We start from the raw sequence: 23110 nt of genomic DNA, 5'->3' as shown, positions 1-23110 counted from the left end.
AGCCGCAGGCGGCGGACGTCGTCGTCGCGGAGCACTGGGCGCAGAGCGGGTTCGCCAACACCGACCTGGACTTCCAGACTCAGGGGCGCGGGGAACCGCGCGACCAGCCACATCGCTGCGGGCAGTCGTGCCGCTGGGGGTCCCCCGGCCCGAAGGCTGGGGGAGGCACCCTGCGAGCGCCGGTAAGCGTCCCCACCCTGCTCCGGCCTACCTCAGCCTTCCTGCTCCGACGGCTTGCGCAGGGTCGGCCTGGCCGCGGCCAACCGCTCCCGCAGCCGGGACCGGGCCGCCGACGCCGCCCACACCGCGCGCACGCTCGACCGCGGAGCGAACAGGGCCCGCAGGCGCGCGGAGGCCCCGGCCGTGCCGTTGAACGCGGCCGACACCCGCCGGACCTCGTCCGCGAGACCCGCCGCCGGACGCGGCCGTGGCGCGTACAGCACCTGTTCGACCGCGTCCGCCACCCGGTGCACCGAGGCCGCGGTGGCCGGATCGAGACGGCCGAGCCGGACGATCCGGGCGGCCGCGTTGCGCGGGGTCTGCGACTCGTCCGGAAGGATGCCGAAGTCCCAGGCCGTGTCGGTCAGTTCCAGCCAGACCGCCAGCGTGTGCGCCGCCATGCCCGAGGGCGTGCGGTCGTGCGCCCCGAGCCGGACCGCCCGCGCCCGCAGCCGGTACAGCATCGGTGACAGCGGCACCGCCAGGACGGCGAGACCACCGAGCGCCCACAGCGCCAGCTGCCACCACGGCGGGCCGCCGTCGCCGCTCTGCACCACGGCCGCCGCCGACGGGCCGGCGCAGGCGTCCTGCCTGCGCAGCTGCGGCGGGCAGCTCTCGCTCTGCGAGGCCGAGGCCGACGGCGCCGCCGAGGCGCCCTTGGAGGGCAGCGTCTCGTCCGGCACCGAGGAGCCGGGCGTCTGCGACACCGTGTACGACGGGGTCGTACCCCGGGTCGGGGTCGGCTCGAAGCGGGTCCAGCCCACGCCCTCGAAGTACAGCTCCGGCCAGGCGTGCGCGTCCTTCAGGCCCACCGACACCGTGCCGTCGGCCTGCGGGGTGCCCGGTGCGAAGCCCACCGCGACCCGGGCCGGGATGCCCAGCGTCCGGGCCATCGCGGCCATCGCGAAGGAGAAGTGCACGCAGAAACCGCGCTTCTGCTTCAGGAAGTTCGCGATCGCGCCCTCCCCCCGGCCGACCTCCACCTGGGTGTCGTACTGGAAGCCGCCCGTCACCGCGAAGTAGTCCTGGAGCTTGACCGCCTCCTCGTAGTGGTTCGACGAGCCCGCGGTGACCTCCTTCGCCGTCTGCGCCACCACCGACGGCAGCGAGGAGGGCACCTTGGTGTACTCCTTCTTCATCGCCGCCGAGGCCTCGGGCGCCGCGGCCAGCTGCTCCGCCGTCGGCTGCACGTCCAGGCTGGTGACCTGGTAGGTCTCACCGCGCGTGCTCTGCCCGTGGTCGCCGACGAGGGTCATCCCGACCGGCTCGTAGCGCCAGGTGCCGGCCACCTTCACCCCGCTCGGCGGGTACGGCATCGGCAGCCAGTCCTGCGCGTACCAGTCGGCGGCCGCGATCGTCGACCTCACCGTCGTCCGCCTGACGTCGGCGCCCAGCCCCGCCGGGGTCGGGAACCTGTCCGGCACGCCGGTGATGTGCCGCTGGGCCGGCTTCCAGGTGGTGCCGTCGAAGTCGTCCAGGGAGACGATCCGCAGGTACAGGTCGGAGACGTCGTCGTTGCTGGTCCGCACGGACAGCACCTGGCGGTCCTCGTCCACGTTGAGGCTGTCCCGCAGCGACACCAGCGGGTTGACCGCGGAGATCGTGCCGCCGTTCCCGTTGCCCACGCCGACCCCGGTCCCGGCGCCGTCCAGCAGGCCGCCCTCGATGGAGGGCATCACGAACGGCACGAACAGGGCGAGGCCCAGCACGGCGAAACCGATCCGGCGCCCGGTGCGCACCGGGGCCACCGCGCTGCTCTCCATGACGCCCGCGGTGCGCGCGCCCCCGCCGAACACCCGGCCCCACTGCGAGAGCCGGTCGCGGCCCTCGGCGAGCAGCAGCATCAGATAACCGGCCGCCGCCACCAGGAACCACAGCCAGTCGGTCGGCCCGTCGGACAGGCCCGCCGCCACGGAGTAGAGCGCGAGCAGCGGCAGCCCCGCCGGGGCCGCGCTGCGGAAGGTCACCGCGAGGGTGTCCACGACCAGCCCGACGACCAGGACCCCGCCGATCACCATCAGCCGGATGCCGGGCGTCAGCGGCGCGGGTATCGCGTACCGGCTGACGTCGTCCGAGCCCTGCTGAAGCAGGTCGCCGAGGTACCGGAAGGTGTCAGGGCCGGGGACCACCCCGGCGATCGCGTGGCTCCGGGCGCAGACCACGGTCAGCATCAGCAGCGTGGCCAGGGCCTGCGCGGCCACGGTCAGCGGCCGGGCCAGCGGCACCCGCCGGGCGGCCGCGCCCACGCCCGTCTGGACCGCCAGCAGGAACGCCGCCTGGAACAGCCAGGTCACCGGGGAGACCAGGGGCAGCAGCGCGCAGGACGCCATCAGCGTCGCCGCCGCCGCGGTGAGGGCGAGCCGGGCGCGTCCGCTCATCGCCATGCCTCCCCGCTCAGCGCGGCCGATCCGGTGCGCTCCCGGTCGGCCTGCCGCCACAGCTCGGCCACACCGGCGCCGCGTGGCACGCTGACGGCCGTCCAGCCGGCCTCGCGCAGCATCCGCAGCCGCTCCTCGTGGGCGTTGCCGGGGGCGGGCACGTCGGTCGGCTCCCTGACCCAGGTGTCCGGGTCCAGCACGAAGGCCACGGCACCGCCGCTGCGCCGGCGCATCCTCGCGGCCACCGTCGCCTGTTCCTCGTCGAGGTCGCCGAGGAAGGCCACCAGCAGCCCCTCGTTCCCGCCGCGCAGCACGTCGTAGGCGCGGGACAGGCCCGTGCCGTCGGAGTGGTCGATCACCGCCAGGGTGTCCATCATCAGCCCGGCCGCCTCCGCCGACTCCTGACCGGTGCCCGCGAAACCCTCGGCTCCCTCGCCGGGCACCGAACTGCCGGTGTCCGTCAACAGCCGGACGGAGAAGCCGCGTTCGAGCATGTGCACCAGGACCGAGGCGGCACCGGACACCGCCCACTCGAACGCCGAGTCCGGGCCCGCTCCTTCGTAGGCGCCGCCCCGGGTGTCGAGGAGGACCGTGCAGCGGGCGCGCTGCGGCTGCTCCTCGCGGCGCACCATCAGCTCGCCGTAGCGGGCGGTGGAGCGCCAGTGCACCCGGCGCAGGTCGTCGCCGTGGCGGTAACCGCGCGGGATCACGTCGTCCTCGCCCGCCAGGGCCAGCGAACGCTGCCGCCCGTCGCCGTACCCCTTCGCCTCGCCGCTGAGCCGGATCGGCGGCAGCGGCTCGACCTTCGGGATGACGGTCAGGGTGTCGAAGGCGGAGAAGGAGCGGGTCAGTTCGCACATGCCGAACGGGTCGGTCAGGCGCAGCTGGAGCGGGCCCAGCGGATAGCGGCCGCGCAGGTCCGAGCGGACCCGGTAGGACACCTCGCGGCGGCCGCCCGGCTCCACCCGGTCCAGGACGAAGCGGGGGCGCGGGCCGAGGACGTAGGGCACCCGGTCCTGGAGCATCAGCAGGCCGGTCGGCAGCCGCGAGACGTTGTCCATCCGCAGGTGCACCCGGGCCTCGCTGCCGGCCGGCACCCGCCCGGGGGAGAGCCGGCGGCTGCCCGCCACCCGGTAGCGGGTGCGGTGCAGCACGGCCGCGCAGAGCAGCGGCAGCACGGCGAGCAGCAGCCCGACCCGGCGCAGGTCCCCCTGGCCGAGGATGTACGCGCAGATCACCGCCGCGATGCCGGCCGCGAGGAAGGAGCGGCCGCGGGTGGTCAGCCCGGCCAGGGCCGTGCGGAACCCGCCCGTCTCCCCGCGGTCGGCCTCCGCCGGAGCACCCATCACAGACTCCGCGGGGGCTGCTGGGGATAGGCCGGCACGCCCCGGCCCAGACCGCCGAGGCCGGGCTGCTGCTGGGGGGCCGCGGGCACCGGGGTGGACTGCAGGATCTCCTGCACGACCTGCTCCGCGGTGCGCCGGTTGAGCTGGGCCTGCGCGGTGGGCAGCAGCCGGTGCGCCAGGACCGCCACGGCGAGCGCCTGCACGTCGTCCGGCAGCGCGTACTCCCGGCCGCTCAGGGCGGCGGACGCCTTCGCCGCGCGCAGCAGGTGCAGCGTCGCCCGCGGTGAGGCGCCGAGTCTGAGGTCGGGGTGGGTGCGGGTGGCGGCGACCAGGTCCACCGCGTACCTGCGGACCGGCTCGGCGACGTGCACCCCGCGCACGGCCTCGATCAGCTTCACGACGTCATGGGCGTGCGCCACCGGCTGGAGGTCGTCGAGCGGGTTGACCGCGCCGTGGATGTCGAGCATCTGCAACTCGGCCTCCACACTGGGGTAGCCCACCGAGACACGGGCCATGAAGCGGTCGCGCTGCGCCTCGGGCAGCGGGTAGGTGCCCTCCATCTCGACCGGGTTCTGGGTCGCCACGACCATGAAGGGGCTGGGCAGTTCGTAGGTCTGCCCGTCGATGGTGACCTGCCGCTCCTCCATCGACTCCAGCAGCGCGGACTGGGTCTTGGGCGAGGCGCGGTTGATCTCGTCGCCGATCACGATCTGCGCGAAGATCGCGCCCGGCTTGAACTCGAAGTCCCGGCGCTGCTGGTCCCAGATGGACACGCCGGTGATGTCCGACGGCAGCAGGTCGGGCGTGAACTGGATACGCCGCACCGTGCAGTCGATGGACCGCGCCAACGCCTTCGCCAGCATCGTCTTGCCCACGCCCGGGACGTCCTCGATCAGAAGATGCCCCTCGGCGAGCAGCACGGTCAGCGAAAGCCGTACGACCTCGGGCTTGCCCTCGATCACACCCTCCACCGAACTGCGGACCCGCTCCACAGTTGCGGTCAGATCAGTGAGGCTCGCTCGATCGTCATAGGTCGTCACCCGGCCCTCCTCGGCCCGTCATTGCCCGGCCGGCGCGTCGTCTCGCACAACCGGCCCACCCCGAATCACGGACACCACGCGTGAATGGTTCCGCGCGACGTCTCACACCGCATTCTTGCTGCCGTTACCGATTCGTGTCACTCGCCTGTGGACAACTGCCCGCAGTATGTCGGTCTTGCGGCCTTTCGGCCGCCTATTCGACAGGGAGCCGACAGCTTACGGCGGTCGCGTTCCGGGGAGCACGGTCGGTCCGGAGGGGGTGGGGCGACCGGATCTGCGGGTGGCGGCGCGGCCGGTCGCGCCGCCAGGTGACCGGGGCGGGGCGGCCGAGGCGACCGTGCCGAAGCGGTCGGGCGGCGCGGGGTGACGCGGACCGCCGGCCCCGCGACGAGCGGGCCGGCCGGGCCGGGGGACCGGGCCGGAGCGGATCGCCACGGCCCGTCGGCCCGGTGACGAGGCGGCGCGGACGGCCCGCGCCGCCGGTGGTCCGCGGTGGCCGGGCCGAGGCGGTCGGCCCGGTGGGGTCCCGGTCAGGCCGGGTCTATCTCGCGGAGCAGGCCGGTGCGGACGTCGAAGACGAAGCCGCGCACGTCGTCGGTGTGCTGCAGGAACGGCGAGGTGCGCACCCGCTGCATGGACTGCCGTACGTCCTGGTCGACGTCCCGGAAGGACTCCACCGCCCAGGCCGGGCGCTGGCCGACCTCCATCTCCAGCTCGGACCGGAAGTCCTCGGTGAGGGCCTCCAGACCGCAGCCGGTGTGATGGATCAGCACGATGCTGCGGGTGCCGAGCTTGCGCTGGCTGATGGTGAGGGAGCGGATCACGTCGTCGGTGACCACGCCACCGGCGTTGCGGATGGTGTGGCAGTCGCCGAGCTGCAGGCCGAGCGCCTTGTGCAGGTCGAGGCGGGCGTCCATGCAGGCCACCACGGCCACGTGCAGCACGGGCCGGGCGTCCATGCCGGGGTCGGTGAAGGCGGACGCGTAGGTCCGGTTGGCGTCGACCAGGCGGTCCGTCACGGTGCCGTCCGTGGTTATGGCGCCTTCGGATCCAGTGGGAACTGCTGCGGAAGTCGTCATAGTCATGACGTTACTGGTCACGTGTGGTCACGGCCTCCTGTGAGAGGTGACAAAGAACGTCATCGTGGCTTGTTGTGAGCTAACCCACACGGAGGGCAAAGCGCGTCCGCACGGGTGATTCCCGGTGAATCCCCGCCCCGGCCCGGACGCCGTACGCGCCGCGCAGGCCGGTTGATTGACCGCGCGACACGGTGGACTAAAGTGACGCGAAGCGGGAGGCGAGGCTCTCCCCGCTGGTGAAATCCCCTGGAGACCCCGGCACACCCGGGCCGTCTCCCCACGTGCGCGGTGCGCGTACCGAGCGGGCGGGGACCCGGCGGTGCGTCCCCGTGCCGGACCTGAGAGGCCCCCTTGAGCCAGAGTCGACACGTCCCGGTGATGCTCCAGCGGTGCCTGGATCTGCTGGCACCCGCCCTGGAGCGGCCGGGCAGCGTGGTCGTCGACTGCACCCTCGGCCTCGGCGGCCACAGCGAGGCGCTGCTGACCCGCTTCCCCGAGGCCCGCCTGGTCGCCCTGGACCGCGACAAGGAGGCCCTGCGCCTGTCCGGTGAGCGGCTCGCCCCCTTCGGCGACCGCGCCACCCTCGTGCACGCCGTCTACGACGAGCTGCCCGCCGTACTCGAACGCCTCGGCATCGCGCGCGTGCAGGGCGTCCTCTTCGACCTCGGCGTCTCCTCCATGCAACTCGACGAGGCCGACCGGGGCTTCGCCTACGCCCAGGACGCGCCCCTGGACATGCGCATGGACCAGTCGACCGGCATCAGCGCCGCGGAGGTCCTCAACACCTACCCGGCCGGCGACCTCGTCCGCGTGCTGTTCCAGTACGGCGAGGAGAAGCAGGCCAAGCGGATCGTCTCGGCGATCGTCCGGGAGCGCGAGAAGGAGCCGTTCAGCAACAGCGCCCGGCTCGTCGAGCTGATCCGCGACGCGCTGCCGCAGGCCGCCAAGCGCACCGGCGGCAACCCGGCCAAGCGCACCTTCCAGGCGCTGCGCATCGAGGTCAACGGCGAACTCGCCGTCCTGGAAAGGGCGATCCCGGCCGCCGTGAAGGCCCTCGCGGTCGGCGGCCGGATCGCCGTGCTGTCGTACCACTCGCTCGAGGACCGCCTCGTCAAGCAGGTGTTCGCGGCCGGCGCCGCCACCACCGCGCCGCCCGGGCTGCCGGTCGTGCCCGAGCAGTACCAGCCCCGGCTCAAGCTGCTCACGCGCGGTGCCGAACTTCCCACCGAGGAAGAGGTCGCCGAGAACCGCCGGGCCGCCCCGGCGCGTCTTCGGGGAGCCCAGCGCATCAGGGAGGAAGCCGAGTGAGCGAGCGGGGTTTCCGGACCCACCGGAGGACACGTGAGTAGGAAACCCGAGTTGCGTGGGCGGGCGGCCCGGCTCGCCCGGCTCTTGCCGGCCGGCCGTGCCCGCCAGGCCGCCCGCACCCCGTTCGTCCTGCTCGTCGTCCTGCTCCTCGGCGGCGGCCTGATCGGCCTGCTGGTGCTGAACTCGGCGCTCAGCGAAGGCTCGTTCAAACTCGACGACCTGCAGAAGCGGACGAAGAACCTCACCGACGAGGAACAGGCGCTGCAGCGGGACATCGACGCCTACTCCGCCCCCGACGCCCTGCAGCGCCGCGCCCGCGAGCTCGGCATGGTCCCCGGCGGCGACCCGGTCTTCCTCGGCCCGGACGGCACCGTGCAGGGCGTCCCCAGCCCCGCCGCCCTCCGGCAGACCACCGTGCCGCCCGCCCCCGAGGCGCTCGGCACCCGGTCCGCCGGCGCACCCGCCCCGCCGCCCACCGGCTCCGTGCCGGTGACGGCACCCACCGACTCCGTGCCGGTGACGGCTTCCGCGGCCTCCGCGCCGGTGACGCCGGCCGAACCGACGCCCACCCCGGCCCTCACGCCCGGTACGGCCCCGACCACGACCCCCGGCAGGTGACGGAAGTGCCCGACACTTCTGGAAACAGGCAGCCGCCGCGCCGCCGCGTGCCCGGCCCCGCCAAGCCGCCCCGCCCCCGGGACCCCCGGGGCGCCGTCCGGAGCCGGTCCGCTCCCGGTCCCGGCGCCCGCCCCGTCCGCCGCCCGGGCGGACCCCGCCCCCCCGCCGCACCCGCTCTGCGGCTCGGCAGCCCCCGCCCCCGGCTGCGCATGGTCGGCCTCGCCCTGACCCTGGTGCTGATGGTCTTCGTCGGCCGCCTGCTCCAGGTCCAGGCCGTCGACGCCAGCGCGTACGCGGCCAAGGCCGAGCAGAACCGGTACGTCGTGCACACCCTGGCCGCCGAGCGCGGCGGGATCACCGACCGCAACGGCGTGGCGCTGGCGATCAGCGAGGACGCGTACGACATCACCGCCGACCCCACGATGTTCACGAGCAAGCAGCTCAAGGTGTCCGACGGACCCGAGCAGGCCGCCGCGCTGCTCGCCCCGATCCTCGGCCGGAGCCAGGCCGACCTCGTCAAGCTGCTGCGGCCCGCGAACAAGGACCTGCGCTACGTCCGGCTCGCCACCCGGCAGACCCCGCAGGTCTGGAAGCAGATCAAGGATCTGAAGGCCGCGCTCACCGCCAAGGCCACGACCGACGGCAACACCGTCAACGTGCTGGCCGGCGTCTTCGCCGACCCGAGCAGCCAGCGCGTGTACCCCAACGGCGACCTGGCCGCCGGGATACTGGGCTGGGTCAACGCCGACGGCAAGGGCGGCGGCGGCATCGAGCAGCAGCTCGACAAGGAGCTGACCGGCAAGGACGGCAAGATCCGCTACGCCCAGTCCGGCGGCCGCGAGGTGCCCACCGCGGGCTCCACCGAGACCCCGGCCGTGCCCGGCTCCGACGTCGAGCTGACCATCGACCGGGACATCCAGTGGGCCGCGCAGAACGCCATCACCGAGCAGGTCAAGAAGTCCAAGGCGGACCGGGGCTACGTGGTCGTCCAGGACACGCAGACCGGGCAGATCCTGGCGATGGCCGACTCGCCCGGCTTCGACCCGAACGACCTGTCGACGGCCGACGCCGACGCGATGGGCAACGCGGCCGTCCAGGACGCCTACGAGCCCGGCTCCACCGCCAAGGTGATGTCGATGGCGGCCGTCCTGGAGGAGAACGCCGCCACCCCGCTCACGCACGTGGTGGTGCCCAACCGGCTGCACCGCGGCGACCGGCTCTTCAAGGACGACGTCGACCACGCCACCTGGTACCTCACGCTCAACGGCGTGCTCGCCAAGTCCAGCAACATCGGCACCATCCTCGCCACCGGCCAGCTGGGCAGGACCCAGGAACAGGCCAACCAGGTCCTCTACTCGTACCTGCGCAAGTTCGGCATCGGCAGCTACTCCGGGCTGGGCTTCCCCGGCGAGACCAGGGGCATCCTGGCCGCCCCGGCCAAGTGGTCGACCTCGCAGCAGTACACGATTCCTTTCGGCCAGGGCTTCTCCATCAACGCCATGCAGGCGGCCTCCGTCTACTCGACGATCGCCAACGGCGGAGTCCGCGTCGAGCCGACCCTGGTGCGCGGCGCCAAGGGTGCCGACGGCCGCTTCACCCCGGTCGGCCAGCCCAGGAAGACCCGTGTGATCAGTCAGAAGACGGCGAAGACCCTGGCCGAGATGCTGGAGTCCGTCGTGGACGACGAGCAGGGCACCGGCGCCAAGGCGGCCATTCCGGGGTACAACGTCGCGGGTAAGACCGGTACCGCCAACCGAGTGGATCCGGCCACCGGCAGGTACCGCGGCTACACCTCGTCGTTCGCCGGCTTCGCACCCGCCGACAAGCCCCGCATCACGGTCTACTGCGCCATCCAGAACGCCACCGCCGGCAGCTACTTCGGCGGCCAGATCTGCGGCCCGATCTACAAGCAGGTGATGGAGTTCGCCCTCAAGACCCTGCAGATCCCGCCGACCGGCGCCAAGGCGGCGAACCTGCCCGTCGACTACAAGCCCTGATCAGCACCGCACCTCAGGACCTCAGCACCTCGCACAGACCACCAGGAACGAGCTCGTGACAACGATCACCCCCGATCCCGGGAACCACGGGATGCCGAGTCCCTCGCCCACCCTCCCCGAGCTGTCGCTGGGAGGTGCCCACAGCCCGCCACCACCCGCGCAGGACCGCGCTGCGAGCGGGCCCCTTTTTAGCCCACAGGCAGGTGCGCCCGGTACGCTCACCGCCGTGCCACACGCCGATCACTCCCAAACCACCCAGAAGGGCGCTTCCGTGACATATCCGGGGCCGCCCAGGCCGGTTCATGTCTCCGCAACACCCCTCGCGGAGCTCGCCGATCAGCTGGGTGCCGCCACGCCGGAACCCGCGGCCGGCGCCGTCGAGGTCACGGGCATCACCCATGACTCGCGCGCGGTCCGCCCCGGCGACCTGTACGCCGCCCTGCCGGGCGCCCGGCTGCACGGCGCGGACTTCGCCGCGCAGGCCGCCGGTCTCGGCGCAGTCGCCGTGCTGACCGACCCGGCCGGCGCCGAGCGCGCCGCCGAGACCGGCCTGCCGGTCCTGGTCGTCGACGACCCGCGCGGGCGGATGGGCGAGCTGGCGGCCACCATCTACGGTCGGCCGGGCCGCGACCTGCTCCAGATCGGCATCACCGGCACCTCGGGCAAGACCACCACGGCCTACCTGGTCGAGGGCGGCCTGAGGACCGCGCACAGCACCGGTCTCATCGGCACCGTCGAGATGCGCATCGGCGACGAGCGCATCAAGTCCGAGCGCACCACCCCCGAGGCCACCGACCTCCAGGCCCTGTTCGCCGTGATGCGCGAGCGCGAGGTCGAGGCGGTCGCCATGGAGGTCTCCAGCCACGCGCTGGTCCTCGGCCGGGTCGACGGCTGCGTCTTCGACATCGCCGTCTTCACCAACCTCAGCCCGGAACACATGGAGTTCCACTCCGACATGGAGGACTACTTCCGGGCCAAGGCACAGCTGTTCACCCCGGCGCGCAGCAGACGGGGTGTGGTCAACGTCGACGACGAGTACGGCCGCCGGCTCGCCAGGGAGGCCACCGTCCCGGTCGTCACCTACTCCGCGGAGGGCCACCCCGACGCCGACTGGCGCGCCGCGGACGTGCACGTCGGCCCGATGGACTCGACGTTCACCGTCGTCGGGCCCGAGGGCGTCCGGATCGCCGCCAAGTCGCCGCTGCCGGGCCCCTTCAACGTGGCGAACACCCTCGCCGCGATCGCCGCCCTCGCCGCGGCCGGGCTCGACCCGCAGGCCGCCGCCGACGGCATCGCCGCCGTGCCGGGCGTGCCGGGCCGCCTCGAACGCGTGGACGCCGGGCAGCCCTACCTCGCGGTCGTCGACTACGCCCACAAGACGGACGCCGTCGAGTCGGTCCTCAGGGCGCTGCGCAAGGTCACCAAGGGCCGGCTGCACATCGTCCTCGGATGCGGCGGGGACCGCGACCGGACCAAACGGGCCCCGATGGGCGCCGCCGCGGCCCGGCTCGCCGACATCGCCGTGCTGACCTCGGACAACCCCCGCTCCGAGGACCCTCTCGCCATCCTCGCGACCATGCTCGAGGGCGCCGCCTCGGTGCCCGCCCACGAGCGCGGCGAGGTGCTCCTCTTCGAGGACCGGGCCGCCGCGATCGAGGCCGCCGTCGCCCGCGCGCACCCCGGCGACACCGTGCTGGTCGCGGGCAAGGGCCACGAGCAGGGCCAGGACATCGCCGGCGTGATCCGTCCCTTCGACGACCGCCAGGTCCTCCGCGAAGCCATCCGGAAAACCCAGGGATGAAAATCCAGAAGACCCAGGGGATGAACTTGTGATCGCCCTCTCTCTCGCCGAGATCGCAGAAGTCGTCGGCGGGCAGACGCACGACATACCGGATCCGTCCGTCCAGGTCACCGGGGAGGTCGTCCGGGACTCCCGCGAAGCGGGGCCGGGCAGCCTGTTCGCGGCCTTCGTGGGCGAACGCGTGGACGGCCACGACTACGCCCGGCAGGTCGTGGCCGCCGGCGCGGTCGCCGTCCTGGCGTCGCGCCCCGTCGGCGTGCCCGCGATCGTCGTGGACGACGTCCAGACCGCCCTCGGCGCCCTCGCGCGTCATGTCGTACGACGGCTCGGCGCGACCCTCGTGGCGCTGACCGGCTCGGCCGGCAAGACCAGCACCAAGGACCTCATCGCCCAGGTGCTGCGCACCAAGGCGCCGACCGTCTTCACGCCCGGCTCGCTCAACAACGAGATCGGGCTGCCGCTGACCGCCCTGTCGGCCACCGAGGAGACCCGGTTCCTGGTGCTGGAGATGGGCGCCCGCGGCATCGGCCACATCCGCTACCTCACCGGTCTGACGCCCCCGAAGGTCGGTCTGGTCCTGAACGTCGGCACCGCCCACATCGGCGAGTTCGGCGGCCGGGAGCAGATCGCCCAGGCGAAGGGCGAGTTGGTGGAGGCACTGCCCGCGGCCGAGGACGGCGGGGTCGCCGTCCTCAACGCGGACGACCCGCTGGTGCGGGCCATGGCCTCCCGTACCAAGGCGAAGGTGGTCCTTTTCGGAGAGTCGGCCGAAGCGGACGTACGGGCCGAGAACGTACGACTCACGGACACGGGACAGCCCGCGTTCAGCCTTCACACACCCTCCGGTGCAAGCGATGTGACCATGCGCCTGTACGGTGAGCACCACGTGTCGAACGCGCTCGCCGCGGCCGCCGTCGCCCATGAGCTGGGCATGTCCGCGGAAGAGATCGCCCTCGCGCTCTCCGAGGCGGGCTCCCTCTCCCGCTGGCGTATGGAGGTCACCGAGCGCCCGGACGGCGTGACCATCGTCAACGACGCCTACAACGCCAACCCCGAGTCCATGCGAGCCGCGCTGCGCGCGCTCGCGGCCATGGGCACGGGGCGCCGCACGTGGGCGGTGCTCGGCAAGATGGCCGAGCTCGGGGACGAGGCGCTCGCCGAGCACGACGCGGTCGGACGGCTCGCCGTCCGGCTCAATGTCGGCAAGCTCGTCGCCGTCGGGGGAGTAGAAGCCTCCTGGCTGCAACTGGGCGCATATAACGAGGGTTCGTGGGGTGAGGAGTCGGTGCACGTGTCCGACGCACAGGCGGCGGTCGACCTGTTGCGCAGCGAGTTGCGCCCGGGGGACGTCGTACTCGTGAAGGCGTCACGGTCGGTGGGCCTGGAGAGCGTTGCGCAGGCGCTCCTGGAGTCCGGTGCCGAGGGTGTTGATGCCCGATGATGAAGCAGATCCTCTTCTCGGGCGTCATCGGTCTCTTCCTGACCCTGATCGGCACCCCGCTGCTGATCAAGCTCCTCGCCCGCAAGGGCTACGGCCAGTACATCCGTGACGACGGCCCGCGCGAGCACGCCAGCAAGCGCGGTACGCCGACGATGGGCGGTATCGCCTTCATCCTGTCGACGGTCGCCGCCTACTTCCTGTCCAAGGTGATCACCGGCTACACCCCGACCTACTCGGGCCTGCTGGTGCTCGGCCTGATGTGCGGGATGGGCCTGGTCGGTTTCCTGGACGACTACATCAAGATCGTCAAGCGGCGCTCGCTCGGTCTGCGGGCCAAGGCGAAGATGGCCGGGCAGCTGATCGTCGGCATCTCCTTCGCGGTGCTGTCGCTGCAGTTCGCCGACGCCCGCGGCAACACCCCGGCCTCCACCAAGCTGTCGTTCATCACGGACTTCGGCTGGACCATCGGTCCGGTGCTGTTCGTGGTCTGGGCGCTGTTCATGATCCTCGCGATGTCCAACGGCGTGAACCTGACGGACGGTCTGGACGGTCTGGCCACCGGCGCCTCCGTGCTCGTCTTCGGCGCCTACACGTTCATCGGCGTCTGGCAGTTCCAGGAGTCCTGCGCCAACGCGACGACCCTGACCAACCCCAACGCCTGCTACGAGGTGCGCGACCCGCTGGACCTCGCGGTCATCGCCTCCGCGCTGATGGGCTCCTGCCTCGGCTTTCTGTGGTGGAACACCTCGCCGGCCAAGATCTTCATGGGCGACACCGGTTCGCTCGCCCTCGGCGGTGTCCTCACGGGCCTGGCGATCCTCTCCCGCACCGAGCTGCTCGTCGCCATCATGGGCGGCCTGTTCGTCCTCATCACCATGTCGGTCGTCATCCAGGTCGGCTCCTTCCGGCTCACCGGCAAGCGCGTCTTCCGGATGGCACCGCTCCAGCACCACTTCGAACTCAAGGGCTGGTCCGAAGTCCTTGTGGTGGTCCGCTTCTGGATCATCCAGGGCATCTGTGTGATTGTCGGACTCGGACTCTTCTACGCAGGATGGGCAGCGGACAAGTGACCGACTGGCAGGGCAAGCACGTCACCGTCGCCGGGCTCGGCGTCTCCGGTGTCCCGGCGGCCAAGGTGCTGCACGCGCGCGGGGCGGTCGTCACGGTCGTCAACGACGGCGACGACGCACGCGCGCGTGAACAGGCCGCCGAACTGGAGGCCCTGGGGGTCACGGTACGGCTCGGCGACGGCGCGACCCTGCCGGAGGGCACCGAACTGATCGTCACCACGCCCGGCTGGAAGCCGGACAAGCCGCTGTTCCAGGCGGCCCGCGCGGCCGGGATCGAGATCTGGGGCGACGTCGAGCTGGCCTGGCGGCTGCGGGGCCGGGACGGCAGAGAGGCGGCCCCCTGGCTGGCCGTCACCGGCACCAACGGCAAGACCACCACGGTCCAGATGCTGGCGTCGATCCTCAGGGCCGCGGGCCTGCGCACGGCCGCCGTCGGCAACATCGGCGTCTCGCTGCTCGACGCGGTCCTCGGCGACGAGGAGTACGACGTCCTCGCGGTGGAGCTGTCCAGTTACCAGCTGCACTGGGCGCCCTCGCTGCGCGCCCACTCGGCGGCCGTGCTGAACCTCGCCCCCGACCACCTCGACTGGCACGGCTCGATGGAGGCCTACGCGGCCGACAAGGGCCGCATCTACGAGGGCAACCGGGTCGCCTGTGTCTACAACGTCGCCGACAAGCTCACCGAGGACCTGGTCCGCGAGGCCGACGTCGAGGAGGGCTGCCGGGCCATCGGCTTCACCCTCGGCACCCCGGGCCCCTCGCAACTCGGCGTCGTGGACGGCATCCTGGTCGACCGTGCCTTCGTCGAGAACCGGCAGAAGAACGCCCAGGAGCTGGCCGAGGTGTCCGACGTCAACCCGCCGGCCCCGCACAACATCGCCAACGCCCTTGCCGCCGCCGCCCTCGCGCGGGCCTTCGGGGTACCCCCCACGGCCGTACGGGACGGGCTGCGGGCCTTCACGCCGGACGCCCACCGCATCGCGCACGTCGCCGACGTGGACGGGGTCGCCTATGTCGACGACTCCAAGGCGACCAACACCCACGCGGCGGAAGCCTCGTTGGCATCATATGAGTCGATTGTATGGATTGCGGGCGGTCTGGCGAAGGGGGCGACCTTCGACGAACTGGTCGCCAAGTCGGCAAAGCGACTTCGCGGTGCGGTGCTCATCGGCGCCGATCGCGCCCTCATCCGGGAGGCCCTCGCGCGACACGCGCCGGAAGTCCCGGTCGTCGACCTCGACCGGACCGACACTGGGGCGATGCTCGCGGCGGTCCAGGAGGCCCGGCGGCTTGCGGTCGAAGGCGACACGGTGCTCCTCGCCCCCGCCTGCGCCTCCATGGACATGTTCGCCAACTACAACAAGCGCGGTGACGCGTTCGCCCAGGCGGTTCGCGAACTCGGCGCCTGACCCGGCCGCCTGCCGGGCGACCTTGGGAGGGACGCGTGGGACGGTCGACGTGCAGCGGAGGCGTTGATGTCCGGTAGCCGCACCGGGCGGCCGCCCGTACAGCGGGCGGTCCGCCGGCCTGCCGCGCCCGGCGCCTCGCGCGACAACCCGCTGCGGCGTCTGCACACGCGCGCCCACCGGGCCTGGGACCGACCGCTCACCGCGTACTACCTGATCCTCGGCGGCAGTCTGCTCATCATCGTGCTGGGCCTGGTGATGGTCTACTCGGCCTCCCAGATCACCGCGCTGCAGATGTCGCTGCCGGGCTCGTTCTTCTTCCGGAAGCAGTTCCTGGCCGCCTGTATCGGCGGCGTGCTGCTGCTCGTGGCGTCCCGCATGCCGGTGAAGCTGCACCGGGCGCTCGCCTACCCGATCCTCGCCGGGGCGGTCTTCATGATGGCGCTGGTGCAGGTGCCGGGGATAGGGATGTCCGTCAACGGCAACCAGAACTGGATCTCCCTGGGCGGGTCCTTCCAGATCCAGCCCAGCGAGTTCGGCAAGCTCGCCCTGGTGCTGTGGGGCGCCGACCTGATGGCGCGCAAACAGGAGAGGCGGCTGCTGGCCCAGTGGAAGCACATGCTGGTGCCGCTCGTTCCGGTGAGCTTCCTGCTGCTAGGGCTGATCATGCTCGGCGGCGACATGGGCACCGCGATCATCCTGACCGCGATCCTGTTCGGCGTGCTGTGGCTGGCGGGGGCGCCGACCCGGCTGTTCGCCGGTGTGCTGTCCATCGCGGGTGTGCTCGGTGTGATCCTCATCAAGACCAGCCCCAACCGCATGGCCCGGCTCGCCTGCATCGGGGCCACCGAGCCGAGGAGCGGCGTCGCCGACTGCTGGCAGGCGGTTCATGGCATCTACGCCCTGGCCTCCGGCGGGCTCTTCGGATCCGGTCTCGGGGCGAGTGTGGAGAAATGGGGACAACTCCCCGAGGCCCACACCGACTTCATCTTCGCCGTCACCGGTGAGGAACTGGGCCTGGCGGGGACGCTGTCGGTCCTGGCCCTCTTCGCGGCTCTAGGCTATGCGGGTATCCGCGTGGCCGGACGCACGGAGGACCCCTTCGTGAGGTACGCCGCGGGAGGCGTGACCACCTGGATCACCGCCCAGGCGGTGATCAACATCGGTGCGGTGCTCGGCCTGCTGCCGATCGCCGGCGTCCCGCTCCCGCTGTTCTCCTACGGAGGCTCCGCCCTGCTGCCGACCATGTTCGCCATCGGGCTGCTGATCGCCTTCGCGCGCGACGAGCCCGCTGCGCGGGCGGCGCTTGCGATGCGGCAACCTCGCTTTGGTAGAAAGCGGGGAGGCGGGGGCCCTCAGGGGTCTCGGAGATGGAACACGATGCGACGGCGTGCCTCGGTGGCGCGCTCGTCCGGAGAGCGGTGAATTTCGGTGCATGTCGTACTCGCTGGTGGGGGGACCGCCGGCCACATCGAGCCCGCGCTCGCCCTCGCGGACGCCCTGCGCAGGCAGGACCCCACCGTGGGGATCACGGCCCTGGGCACGGAACGCGGCCTGGAGACCACGCTCGTCCCGCAGCGCGGCTACGAGCTCGCCCTGATCCCGGCGGTGCCGCTGCCCCGCAGGCCCACTCCCGAGCTGATCACCGTGCCCGGCCGGCTGCGTGGCACCATCAAGGCCGCCGAGCAGATCATGGAGCGCACCAAGGCGGACTGCGTCGTCGGCTTCGGCGGTTACGTCGCGCTGCCCGGCTACCTCGCCGCCAAGCGCCTCGGCGTGCCGATCGTGATCCACGAGGCCAACGCCCGCCCCGGCCTCGCCAACAAGATCGGCTCGCGGTACGCCGCCAGGGTCGCCGTCTCCACCCCGGACAGCAAGCTGCGTGACGCCCGCTACATCGGCATCCCGCTGCGCCGCTCCATCGCCACCCTGGACCGGGCCGCCGCCCGCCCCGAGGCCCGGCACCGGTTCGGCCTCGACCCCAACCTGCCCACGCTGCTGGTCTCCGGCGGCTCCCAGGGCGCCCGCCGCCTCAACGAGGTCGTCCAGCAGGTCGCGCCCTGGCTGCAGCAGGCCGGCATCCAGATCCTGCACGCCGTCGGCCCGAAGAACGAACTGCCGCGAGTGCACCAGATGCCGGGGATGCCGCCCTATATCCCGGTAAGTTACCTGGACCGGATGGACCTCGCGTACGCCGCGGCCGACATGATGCTCTGCCGCGCGGGCGCGATGACCGTCGCCGAACTCTCCGCCGTCGGGCTCCCGGCCGCCTACGTCCCGCTGCCCATCGGCAACGGCGAACAGCGGCTCAACGCCCAGCCGGTGGTCAAGGCCGGCGGCGGCCTGCTGGTCGACGACGCCGAACTCACCCCGGAGTGGGTGCAGCAGAACGTCCTGCCGGTGCTCGCCGACCCGCACCGGCTGTACGAGATGTCGCGCGCGGCAAGCGAGTTCGGCCGCCGGGACGCCGACGACCTGCTCGTCGGCATGGTGTACGAGGCGATCGCCGCTAGCCGGTAGGACCGTATGACGAAAGGCAAGTGAGCAGCGTGGCCGGACCGACCACCACCGCGGAACGCGGTGAGCGCCAGCAGGAGTCGTCCGGCCCGCCGCTCATCCGGCGGCTGAGGAACCGCCGCTTTCGCAGGACGGTCGTCCTGGTGCTCTCCGTGGTGCTCCTCGGCTCCGGCTCCGCGTGGCTGCTGTACGGCTCCCCGTGGCTGCGGGTACGCCATGTCTCCGTCTCCGGTACGGCCGTTCTGACCCCCGAGGACGTCCTGGAGGCGGCCGACGTGCCGGTCGGGGCGCCGCTGGTCTCCGTCGACACCGACGGGATCGAGGCCCGGCTGCGCCGGAGACTGCCCCGCATCGACACGGTGGACGTGGTCCGCTCCTGGCCCCGCGGAATCGGGCTGAAAGTGACCGAGCGCACCCCCGTGCTGCTCATCGCAAAGGGCGGAAATTTCACCGAAGTGGACAGGGAAGGCGTCCGGTTCGCCACGGTTTCACAGGCGCCGAAAGGCGTTCCGCAACTGGAATTGAGCCTGGCCCGGTCCGGCTCGGCGACCGCCAGCCTGCGCCGGTTCGGCACCGACCGGCTGGTGCGGGAGGCGGTCGACGTCGCACGCGCCGTTCCGGCCGCCGTCCGCCGGGACACCCGGACCCTCAAGGTCCGTTCCTACGACGACATCTCGCTGGAGTTGGGCGGCGGCCGCGTCGTGGAGTGGGGCAGTTCCGAGAACGGGGCCGCGAAGGCGCGCACCCTCACGGCACTCCTGAAAGCCGCCTCGGGGGCCCGGCACTTCGACGTGAGTGTTCCCACCGCCCCTGCGTCATCGGCGAGTTGACGCACATCAGCGCAGGCCAGCACCCTGGTTGGGCACTGCTACGGCTGATCACATAGGGTGAAAAGAAAAACGGGAGGTTCGGCGTGTTCGTTGAACGGGCGCCACTTGTCGACTTAGTGTCCTGTTCAGAAGACTTCAAGGAACGGACACACTGGTAACCCTAAACTTCAACGTTAGGGTTCGGGTCGGCGCTACGGACCGTCCCAATCGGCATCTGCCGTCCCGCACGGGGCACCGCACGTGGACGGCAACGTAATTCGAGGCGAGAGGCCTTCGACGTGGCAGCACCGCAGAACTACCTCGCAGTCATCAAGGTCATCGGTGTCGGCGGCGGTGGTGTCAATGCCATCAACCGGATGATCGAGGTCGGTCTCAAGGGCGTCGAGTTCATCGCCATCAACACCGACGCACAGGCGCTGTTGATGAGCGACGCCGACGTCAAGCTCGACGTCGGCCGTGAACTCACCCGCGGACTCGGCGCCGGCGCCAACCCGGCCGTCGGCCGCAAGGCCGCCGAGGACCACCGCGAGGAGATCGAGGAGGTCCTCAAGGGGGCCGACATGGTCTTCGTGACGGCCGGTGAAGGCGGCGGCACCGGCACCGGCGGCGCGCCCGTCGTGGCCAACATCGCGCGCTCGCTGGGCGCCCTCACCATCGGCGTGGTCACCCGCCCGTTCACCTTCGAGGGCCGGCGCCGCGCGAACCAGGCCGAGGACGGCATCGCCGAACTCCGCGAAGAGGTCGACACCCTCATCGTCATCCCGAACGACCGGCTGCTGTCCATCTCGGACCGCCAGGTCTCGGTGCTCGACGCCTTCAAGTCGGCCGACCAGGTCCTGCTCTCCGGTGTCCAGGGCATCACCGACCTCATCACCACCCCCGGCCTGATCAACCTCGACTTCGCCGACGTCAAGTCGGTCATGTCCGAGGCCGGCTCCGCCCTCATGGGCATCGGCTCGGCCCGGGGCGACGACCGCGCGGTGGCCGCCGCCGAGATGGCGATCTCCTCGCCGCTCCTGGAGGCCTCCATCGACGGCGCCCGGGGCGTGCTGCTCTCCATCTCCGGCGGCTCCGACCTCGGCCTGTTCGAGATCAACGAGGCCGCCCAGCTGGTCAGCGAGGCCGCCCACCCCGAGGCCAACATCATCTTCGGTGCGGTCATCGACGACGCCCTCGGCGACGAGGTCCGCGTCACCGTCATCGCGGCCGGCTTCGACGGGGGCCAGCCCCCGGCCCGCCGGGACACCGTCCTCGGCTCGTCCTCCGCCTCCGCCCGCCGCGAGGAGCCCGCTCCGGCCCGGCGCGAGCCCGAACGCCCGTCCTTCGGCTCACTCGGCAGCGTGACGCCGAAGGAGGAGCCGGAGCCGGCGCCCGAGCCGGTCGCCGACATCCCGGTCGCCCCGCCGGTCCCGCCGTCCCGTTCCTACACGGACAGCGCGGCCGAGGAACTGGACGTACCGGACTTCCTCAAGTGATCCTTACGACGTGATAGGACAGCGCGAGACCGTGAGCGGCGCGCACTTCGCCTTCACCGACAGGTGGGGCGGGGTGAGCGCCGCTCCGTACGAGGAGCTCAACCTGGGCGGGGCGGTCGGCGACGACCCCGGCGTGGTACGGACCAACCGGGAACTCGCCGCCAAGTCGCTCGGACTGGACCCCGGCCGGGTGGTCTGGATGAACCAGGTGCACGGGAACGACGTGGCCGAGGTCGAGGGACCGTGGACCACCCGGCTCACCCCGGAGGTCGACGGGCTGGTGACCGCGGTCCGCGGGCTCGCCCTCGCCGTGCTGACCGCCGACTGCGTGCCGGTCCTGCTGGCCGACCCGGTGGCCGGAGTGGCCGCCGCCGCCCACGCCGGGAGGCCGGGCATGGTCAAGGGGATCGTGCCGGCCGCGATCGACGCCATGGAGTCGCTCGGTGCCGACCCGGCCCGGATCGTCGCCCGCACCGGACCCGCCGTCTGCGGCCGCTGCTACGAGGTGCCGGAGGCGATGCGCGCCGAGGTGGCCGCCGTCGAGCCAGCGGCGCACGCCGAGACCAGCTGGGGCACTCCGGCGGTGGACGTGAGCGCCGGAGTGCACGCACAGCTCGCGCGCGCCGGAGTGCTCGACCGGGCGCAGTCGCCGGCGTGCACGCTGGAGTCGGGTGATCACTTCTCGTACCGGCGGGACCGCACCACGGGGCGGCTCGCCGGCTATGTGTGGCTGGACTGATGGGGCATGACGGACCGTAAGACCGAACTCGCCGCAAACCTGGCGAAAGTGGAAGAGCGTATCGCCGCCGCCTGTGCGGCGGCCGGGCGCAAGCGGGAAGAGGTGACCCTGATCGTGGTCACCAAGACCTACCCGGCGAGCGACGTGCGGATCCTGTCGGGGCTCGGGGTGCGTCACGTCGCCGAGAACCGGGACCAGGACGCGGCCCCCAAGGCCGCCGAATGTTCGGATCTGCCCTTGATTTGGCACTTTGTCGGTCAATTGCAGACCAATAAAGTGCGATCGGTAGTGGGGTATGCGGACCTCGTGCAGTCCGTCGACCGGGCCCGGCTCGTGGACGCGCTGTCCAGGGAGGCGATGCGGGCCGGGCGCGAGGTCGGGTGCCTCCTCCAGGTCGCGCTCGACGCGGGCGCGGGCGGCAGGGGGGAGCGCGGCGGCGTGGCGCCGAGCGGAATCGAAGAGTTGGCCGCCCTCGTCGCCGGCTCACCGGGTCTGCGGCTCGACGGCCTCATGACCGTCGCTCCGCTCACCGGGGAGTACGCGGGGCGCCAACGGGCGGCGTTCGAGCGGTTGATGGATTTGTCGACCGACCTGCGCCGAGCCCATCCGGCTGCGAACATGGTCTCCGCAGGGATGAGTGCGGACCTTGAGGAAGCCGTGGCCGCCGGGGCGACACATGTACGCGTCGGCACCGCGGTACTCGGAGTCCGCCCCAGGCTCGGGTAACGTCGCCAGGAAGTCGGACCACAGCAGAAAATATGGTCAATGCCGCCCAAGACGGGCACAACGGCCGTGTGGATCGCGGGACTTGGCAGTCGTCACCGATCCACCACAGAGCGGAGGACTCAGAGCATGGCCGGCGCGATGCGCAAGATGGCGGTCTACCTCGGCCTCGTGGAGGACGATGGGTACGACGGCCGCGGATTCGACCCAGATGACGACTTCGAGCCCGAACTGGACCCGGAGCCCGAGCGGGATCACCGACGGCACGAGCCGTCACACCAGTCCCACGGGTCACACCAGTCCCAAAGGGACGATTCGGTACGAGTGGTGCAGCCGCCGCCCCCGCGCGAGCCGGTGTCGCATTCCGTCGCGCTCCCCGCGGAATCGGGTCGCCCGGCGCGCATCGCCCCCGTGGCGTCCATCACACAAGAACGCGCGAGCCTGGAGAAGAACGCACCGGTGATCATGCCCAAGGTCGTGTCGGAACGAGAGCCTTACCGGATCACCACGCTTCACCCCCGGACCTACAACGAGGCCCGTACCATCGGGGAACACTTCCGTGAGGGCACCCCGGTGATCATGAATCTGACTGAGATGGATGACACAGACGCGAAGCGACTTGTCGACTTTGCGGCCGGTTTGGTGTTTGGTCTTCACGGCAGCATCGAGCGGGTGACGCAGAAGGTGTTCCTGTTGTCGCCTGCTAACGTCGATGTCACGGCGGAGGACAAGGCCCGCATCGCAGAGGGCGGGTTCTTCAACCAGAGCTGAGACGCAAGACCGGTACCAGGCACGGAAACAGGGGAGAGGGAAAGCACGGACCATGAGCGTGTTCCTGGATGTGATCTACATCGCGCTGATGTGCTTCCTCATCGTGCTCATCTTCCGGTTGGTCATGGACTACGTGTTCCAGTTCGCCCGCTCATGGCAACCCGGCAAGGCGATGGTGGTCGTACTTGAGGCCACCTACACTGTCACCGATCCACCGCTCAAGCTTCTGCGGCGGTTCATTCCGCCGCTGCGTCTCGGGGGCGTGGCGCTCGACCTGTCCTTCTTCGTACTGATGATCATCGTCTACATCCTGATCGCGATCGTTGGTCGGCTGTGATGAGCGATGTGACCT

At 71.5% G+C, this 23110-nt stretch carries 19 protein-coding genes; 15 read left to right on the top strand and 4 right to left on the bottom strand.

Annotation, left to right across the window (positions count from 1 at the left end; all coding sequences use genetic code 11):
• Window positions 1-212: 212 nt before the first annotated feature.
• The 4 genes from AB0472_RS21640 to AB0472_RS21625 form a co-directional block, all read right to left on the bottom strand.
• Window positions 213-2597 carry a DUF3488 and transglutaminase-like domain-containing protein gene (locus AB0472_RS21640; RefSeq protein ID WP_366358088.1) on the bottom strand — a complete coding sequence of 795 codons (2385 nt, stop codon included), beginning with the start codon at window positions 2595-2597 and terminating at the stop codon, window positions 213-215.
• Window positions 2594-3943 (bottom strand): DUF58 domain-containing protein, encoded by a 1350-nt coding sequence (locus AB0472_RS21635; protein WP_366358087.1) that lies wholly within the window; start codon window positions 3941-3943, stop codon window positions 2594-2596. The genes AB0472_RS21640 and AB0472_RS21635 overlap by 4 nt, the downstream gene beginning before the upstream one ends.
• Entirely contained in the window at window positions 3943-4983 is a 1041-nt protein-coding gene (locus AB0472_RS21630) for a MoxR family ATPase (protein ID WP_366358086.1), read from the bottom strand. Before AB0472_RS21630 ends, AB0472_RS21635 begins: the two co-directional genes overlap by 1 nt.
• A gap of 530 nt (window positions 4984-5513) precedes the next feature.
• Complete coding sequence (locus AB0472_RS21625) at window positions 5514-6062, bottom strand: carbonic anhydrase (protein ID WP_366358085.1); 549 nt, start codon at window positions 6060-6062, stop codon at window positions 5514-5516.
• A 351-nt stretch (window positions 6063-6413) separates the two neighbouring features.
• On the opposite strand from AB0472_RS21625, the gene rsmH reads away from it, so the two are divergent.
• The 15 genes from rsmH (at window position 6414) to AB0472_RS21550 (ending at window position 23095) form a co-directional block, all read left to right on the top strand.
• Window positions 6414-7370, top strand: a complete 957-nt coding sequence (gene rsmH, locus AB0472_RS21620; RefSeq protein WP_352365974.1) for a 16S rRNA (cytosine(1402)-N(4))-methyltransferase RsmH — start codon at window positions 6414-6416, stop codon at window positions 7368-7370.
• Window positions 7371-7403: 33 nt separating this feature from the next.
• The gene (locus tag AB0472_RS21615) at window positions 7404-7988 is read left to right on the top strand and encodes a septum formation initiator family protein (RefSeq protein ID WP_366358084.1); all 585 of its coding nucleotides are present in this window, start codon (window positions 7404-7406) and stop codon (window positions 7986-7988) included.
• A 5-nt stretch (window positions 7989-7993) separates the two neighbouring features.
• Window positions 7994-9985 (top strand): penicillin-binding protein 2, encoded by a 1992-nt coding sequence (locus tag AB0472_RS21610; protein WP_366358083.1) that lies wholly within the window; start codon window positions 7994-7996, stop codon window positions 9983-9985.
• Between the two features lie 271 nt (window positions 9986-10256).
• On the top strand, window positions 10257-11786 hold the full coding sequence (locus AB0472_RS21605; protein ID WP_366358101.1) for a UDP-N-acetylmuramoyl-L-alanyl-D-glutamate--2,6-diaminopimelate ligase: 1530 nt from the start codon (window positions 10257-10259) through the stop codon (window positions 11784-11786).
• Window positions 11787-11814: 28 nt separating this feature from the next.
• Window positions 11815-13227 (top strand): UDP-N-acetylmuramoyl-tripeptide--D-alanyl-D-alanine ligase, encoded by a 1413-nt coding sequence (gene murF, locus AB0472_RS21600; protein WP_366358082.1) that lies wholly within the window; start codon window positions 11815-11817, stop codon window positions 13225-13227.
• Window positions 13227-14297 carry a phospho-N-acetylmuramoyl-pentapeptide-transferase gene (gene mraY / locus AB0472_RS21595; RefSeq protein WP_093504086.1) on the top strand — a complete coding sequence of 357 codons (1071 nt, stop codon included), beginning with the start codon at window positions 13227-13229 and terminating at the stop codon, window positions 14295-14297. The genes murF and mraY overlap by 1 nt, the downstream gene beginning before the upstream one ends.
• The gene (murD, locus tag AB0472_RS21590; protein WP_366358081.1) at window positions 14279-15706 is read left to right on the top strand and encodes a UDP-N-acetylmuramoyl-L-alanine--D-glutamate ligase; all 1428 of its coding nucleotides are present in this window, start codon (window positions 14279-14281) and stop codon (window positions 15704-15706) included. Before mraY ends, murD begins: the two co-directional genes overlap by 19 nt.
• 66 nt (window positions 15707-15772) lie before the next feature.
• Window positions 15773-17128 carry a putative lipid II flippase FtsW gene (gene ftsW, locus AB0472_RS21585; RefSeq protein ID WP_366358080.1) on the top strand — a complete coding sequence of 452 codons (1356 nt, stop codon included), beginning with the start codon at window positions 15773-15775 and terminating at the stop codon, window positions 17126-17128.
• A 6-nt stretch (window positions 17129-17134) separates the two neighbouring features.
• Window positions 17135-18223: an undecaprenyldiphospho-muramoylpentapeptide beta-N-acetylglucosaminyltransferase gene (gene murG / locus AB0472_RS21580; protein ID WP_366358079.1), complete on the top strand. Its 1089-nt coding sequence runs from the start codon at window positions 17135-17137 to the stop codon at window positions 18221-18223.
• A gap of 29 nt (window positions 18224-18252) precedes the next feature.
• Entirely contained in the window at window positions 18253-19050 is a 798-nt protein-coding gene (locus AB0472_RS21575) for an FtsQ-type POTRA domain-containing protein (RefSeq protein WP_366358100.1), read from the top strand.
• A gap of 278 nt (window positions 19051-19328) precedes the next feature.
• Window positions 19329-20525 carry a cell division protein FtsZ gene (gene ftsZ, locus AB0472_RS21570; protein WP_366358078.1) on the top strand — a complete coding sequence of 399 codons (1197 nt, stop codon included), beginning with the start codon at window positions 19329-19331 and terminating at the stop codon, window positions 20523-20525.
• A gap of 10 nt (window positions 20526-20535) precedes the next feature.
• Window positions 20536-21264: a peptidoglycan editing factor PgeF gene (gene pgeF, locus AB0472_RS21565; RefSeq protein WP_366358077.1), complete on the top strand. Its 729-nt coding sequence runs from the start codon at window positions 20536-20538 to the stop codon at window positions 21262-21264.
• 6 nt (window positions 21265-21270) lie between these two features.
• A complete protein-coding gene (locus AB0472_RS21560; RefSeq protein WP_366358076.1) occupies window positions 21271-21990 on the top strand; it encodes a YggS family pyridoxal phosphate-dependent enzyme in 720 nt (239 codons plus the stop codon).
• Between the two features lie 126 nt (window positions 21991-22116).
• Complete coding sequence (gene sepF, locus AB0472_RS21555) at window positions 22117-22758, top strand: cell division protein SepF (RefSeq protein WP_366358075.1); 642 nt, start codon at window positions 22117-22119, stop codon at window positions 22756-22758.
• Between the two features lie 52 nt (window positions 22759-22810).
• Complete coding sequence (locus AB0472_RS21550; RefSeq protein WP_046729537.1) at window positions 22811-23095, top strand: YggT family protein; 285 nt, start codon at window positions 22811-22813, stop codon at window positions 23093-23095.
• Window positions 23096-23110 lie beyond the last annotated feature (15 nt).

This window comes from Streptomyces sp. NPDC086777, assembly GCF_040702065.1.
In the GTDB taxonomy this organism is placed as follows: Bacteria; Actinomycetota; Actinomycetes; order Streptomycetales; family Streptomycetaceae; genus Streptomyces.
Note: the sequence above shows the minus strand (reverse complement) of the source record. Positions and strands in the feature narration are given on the sequence as shown.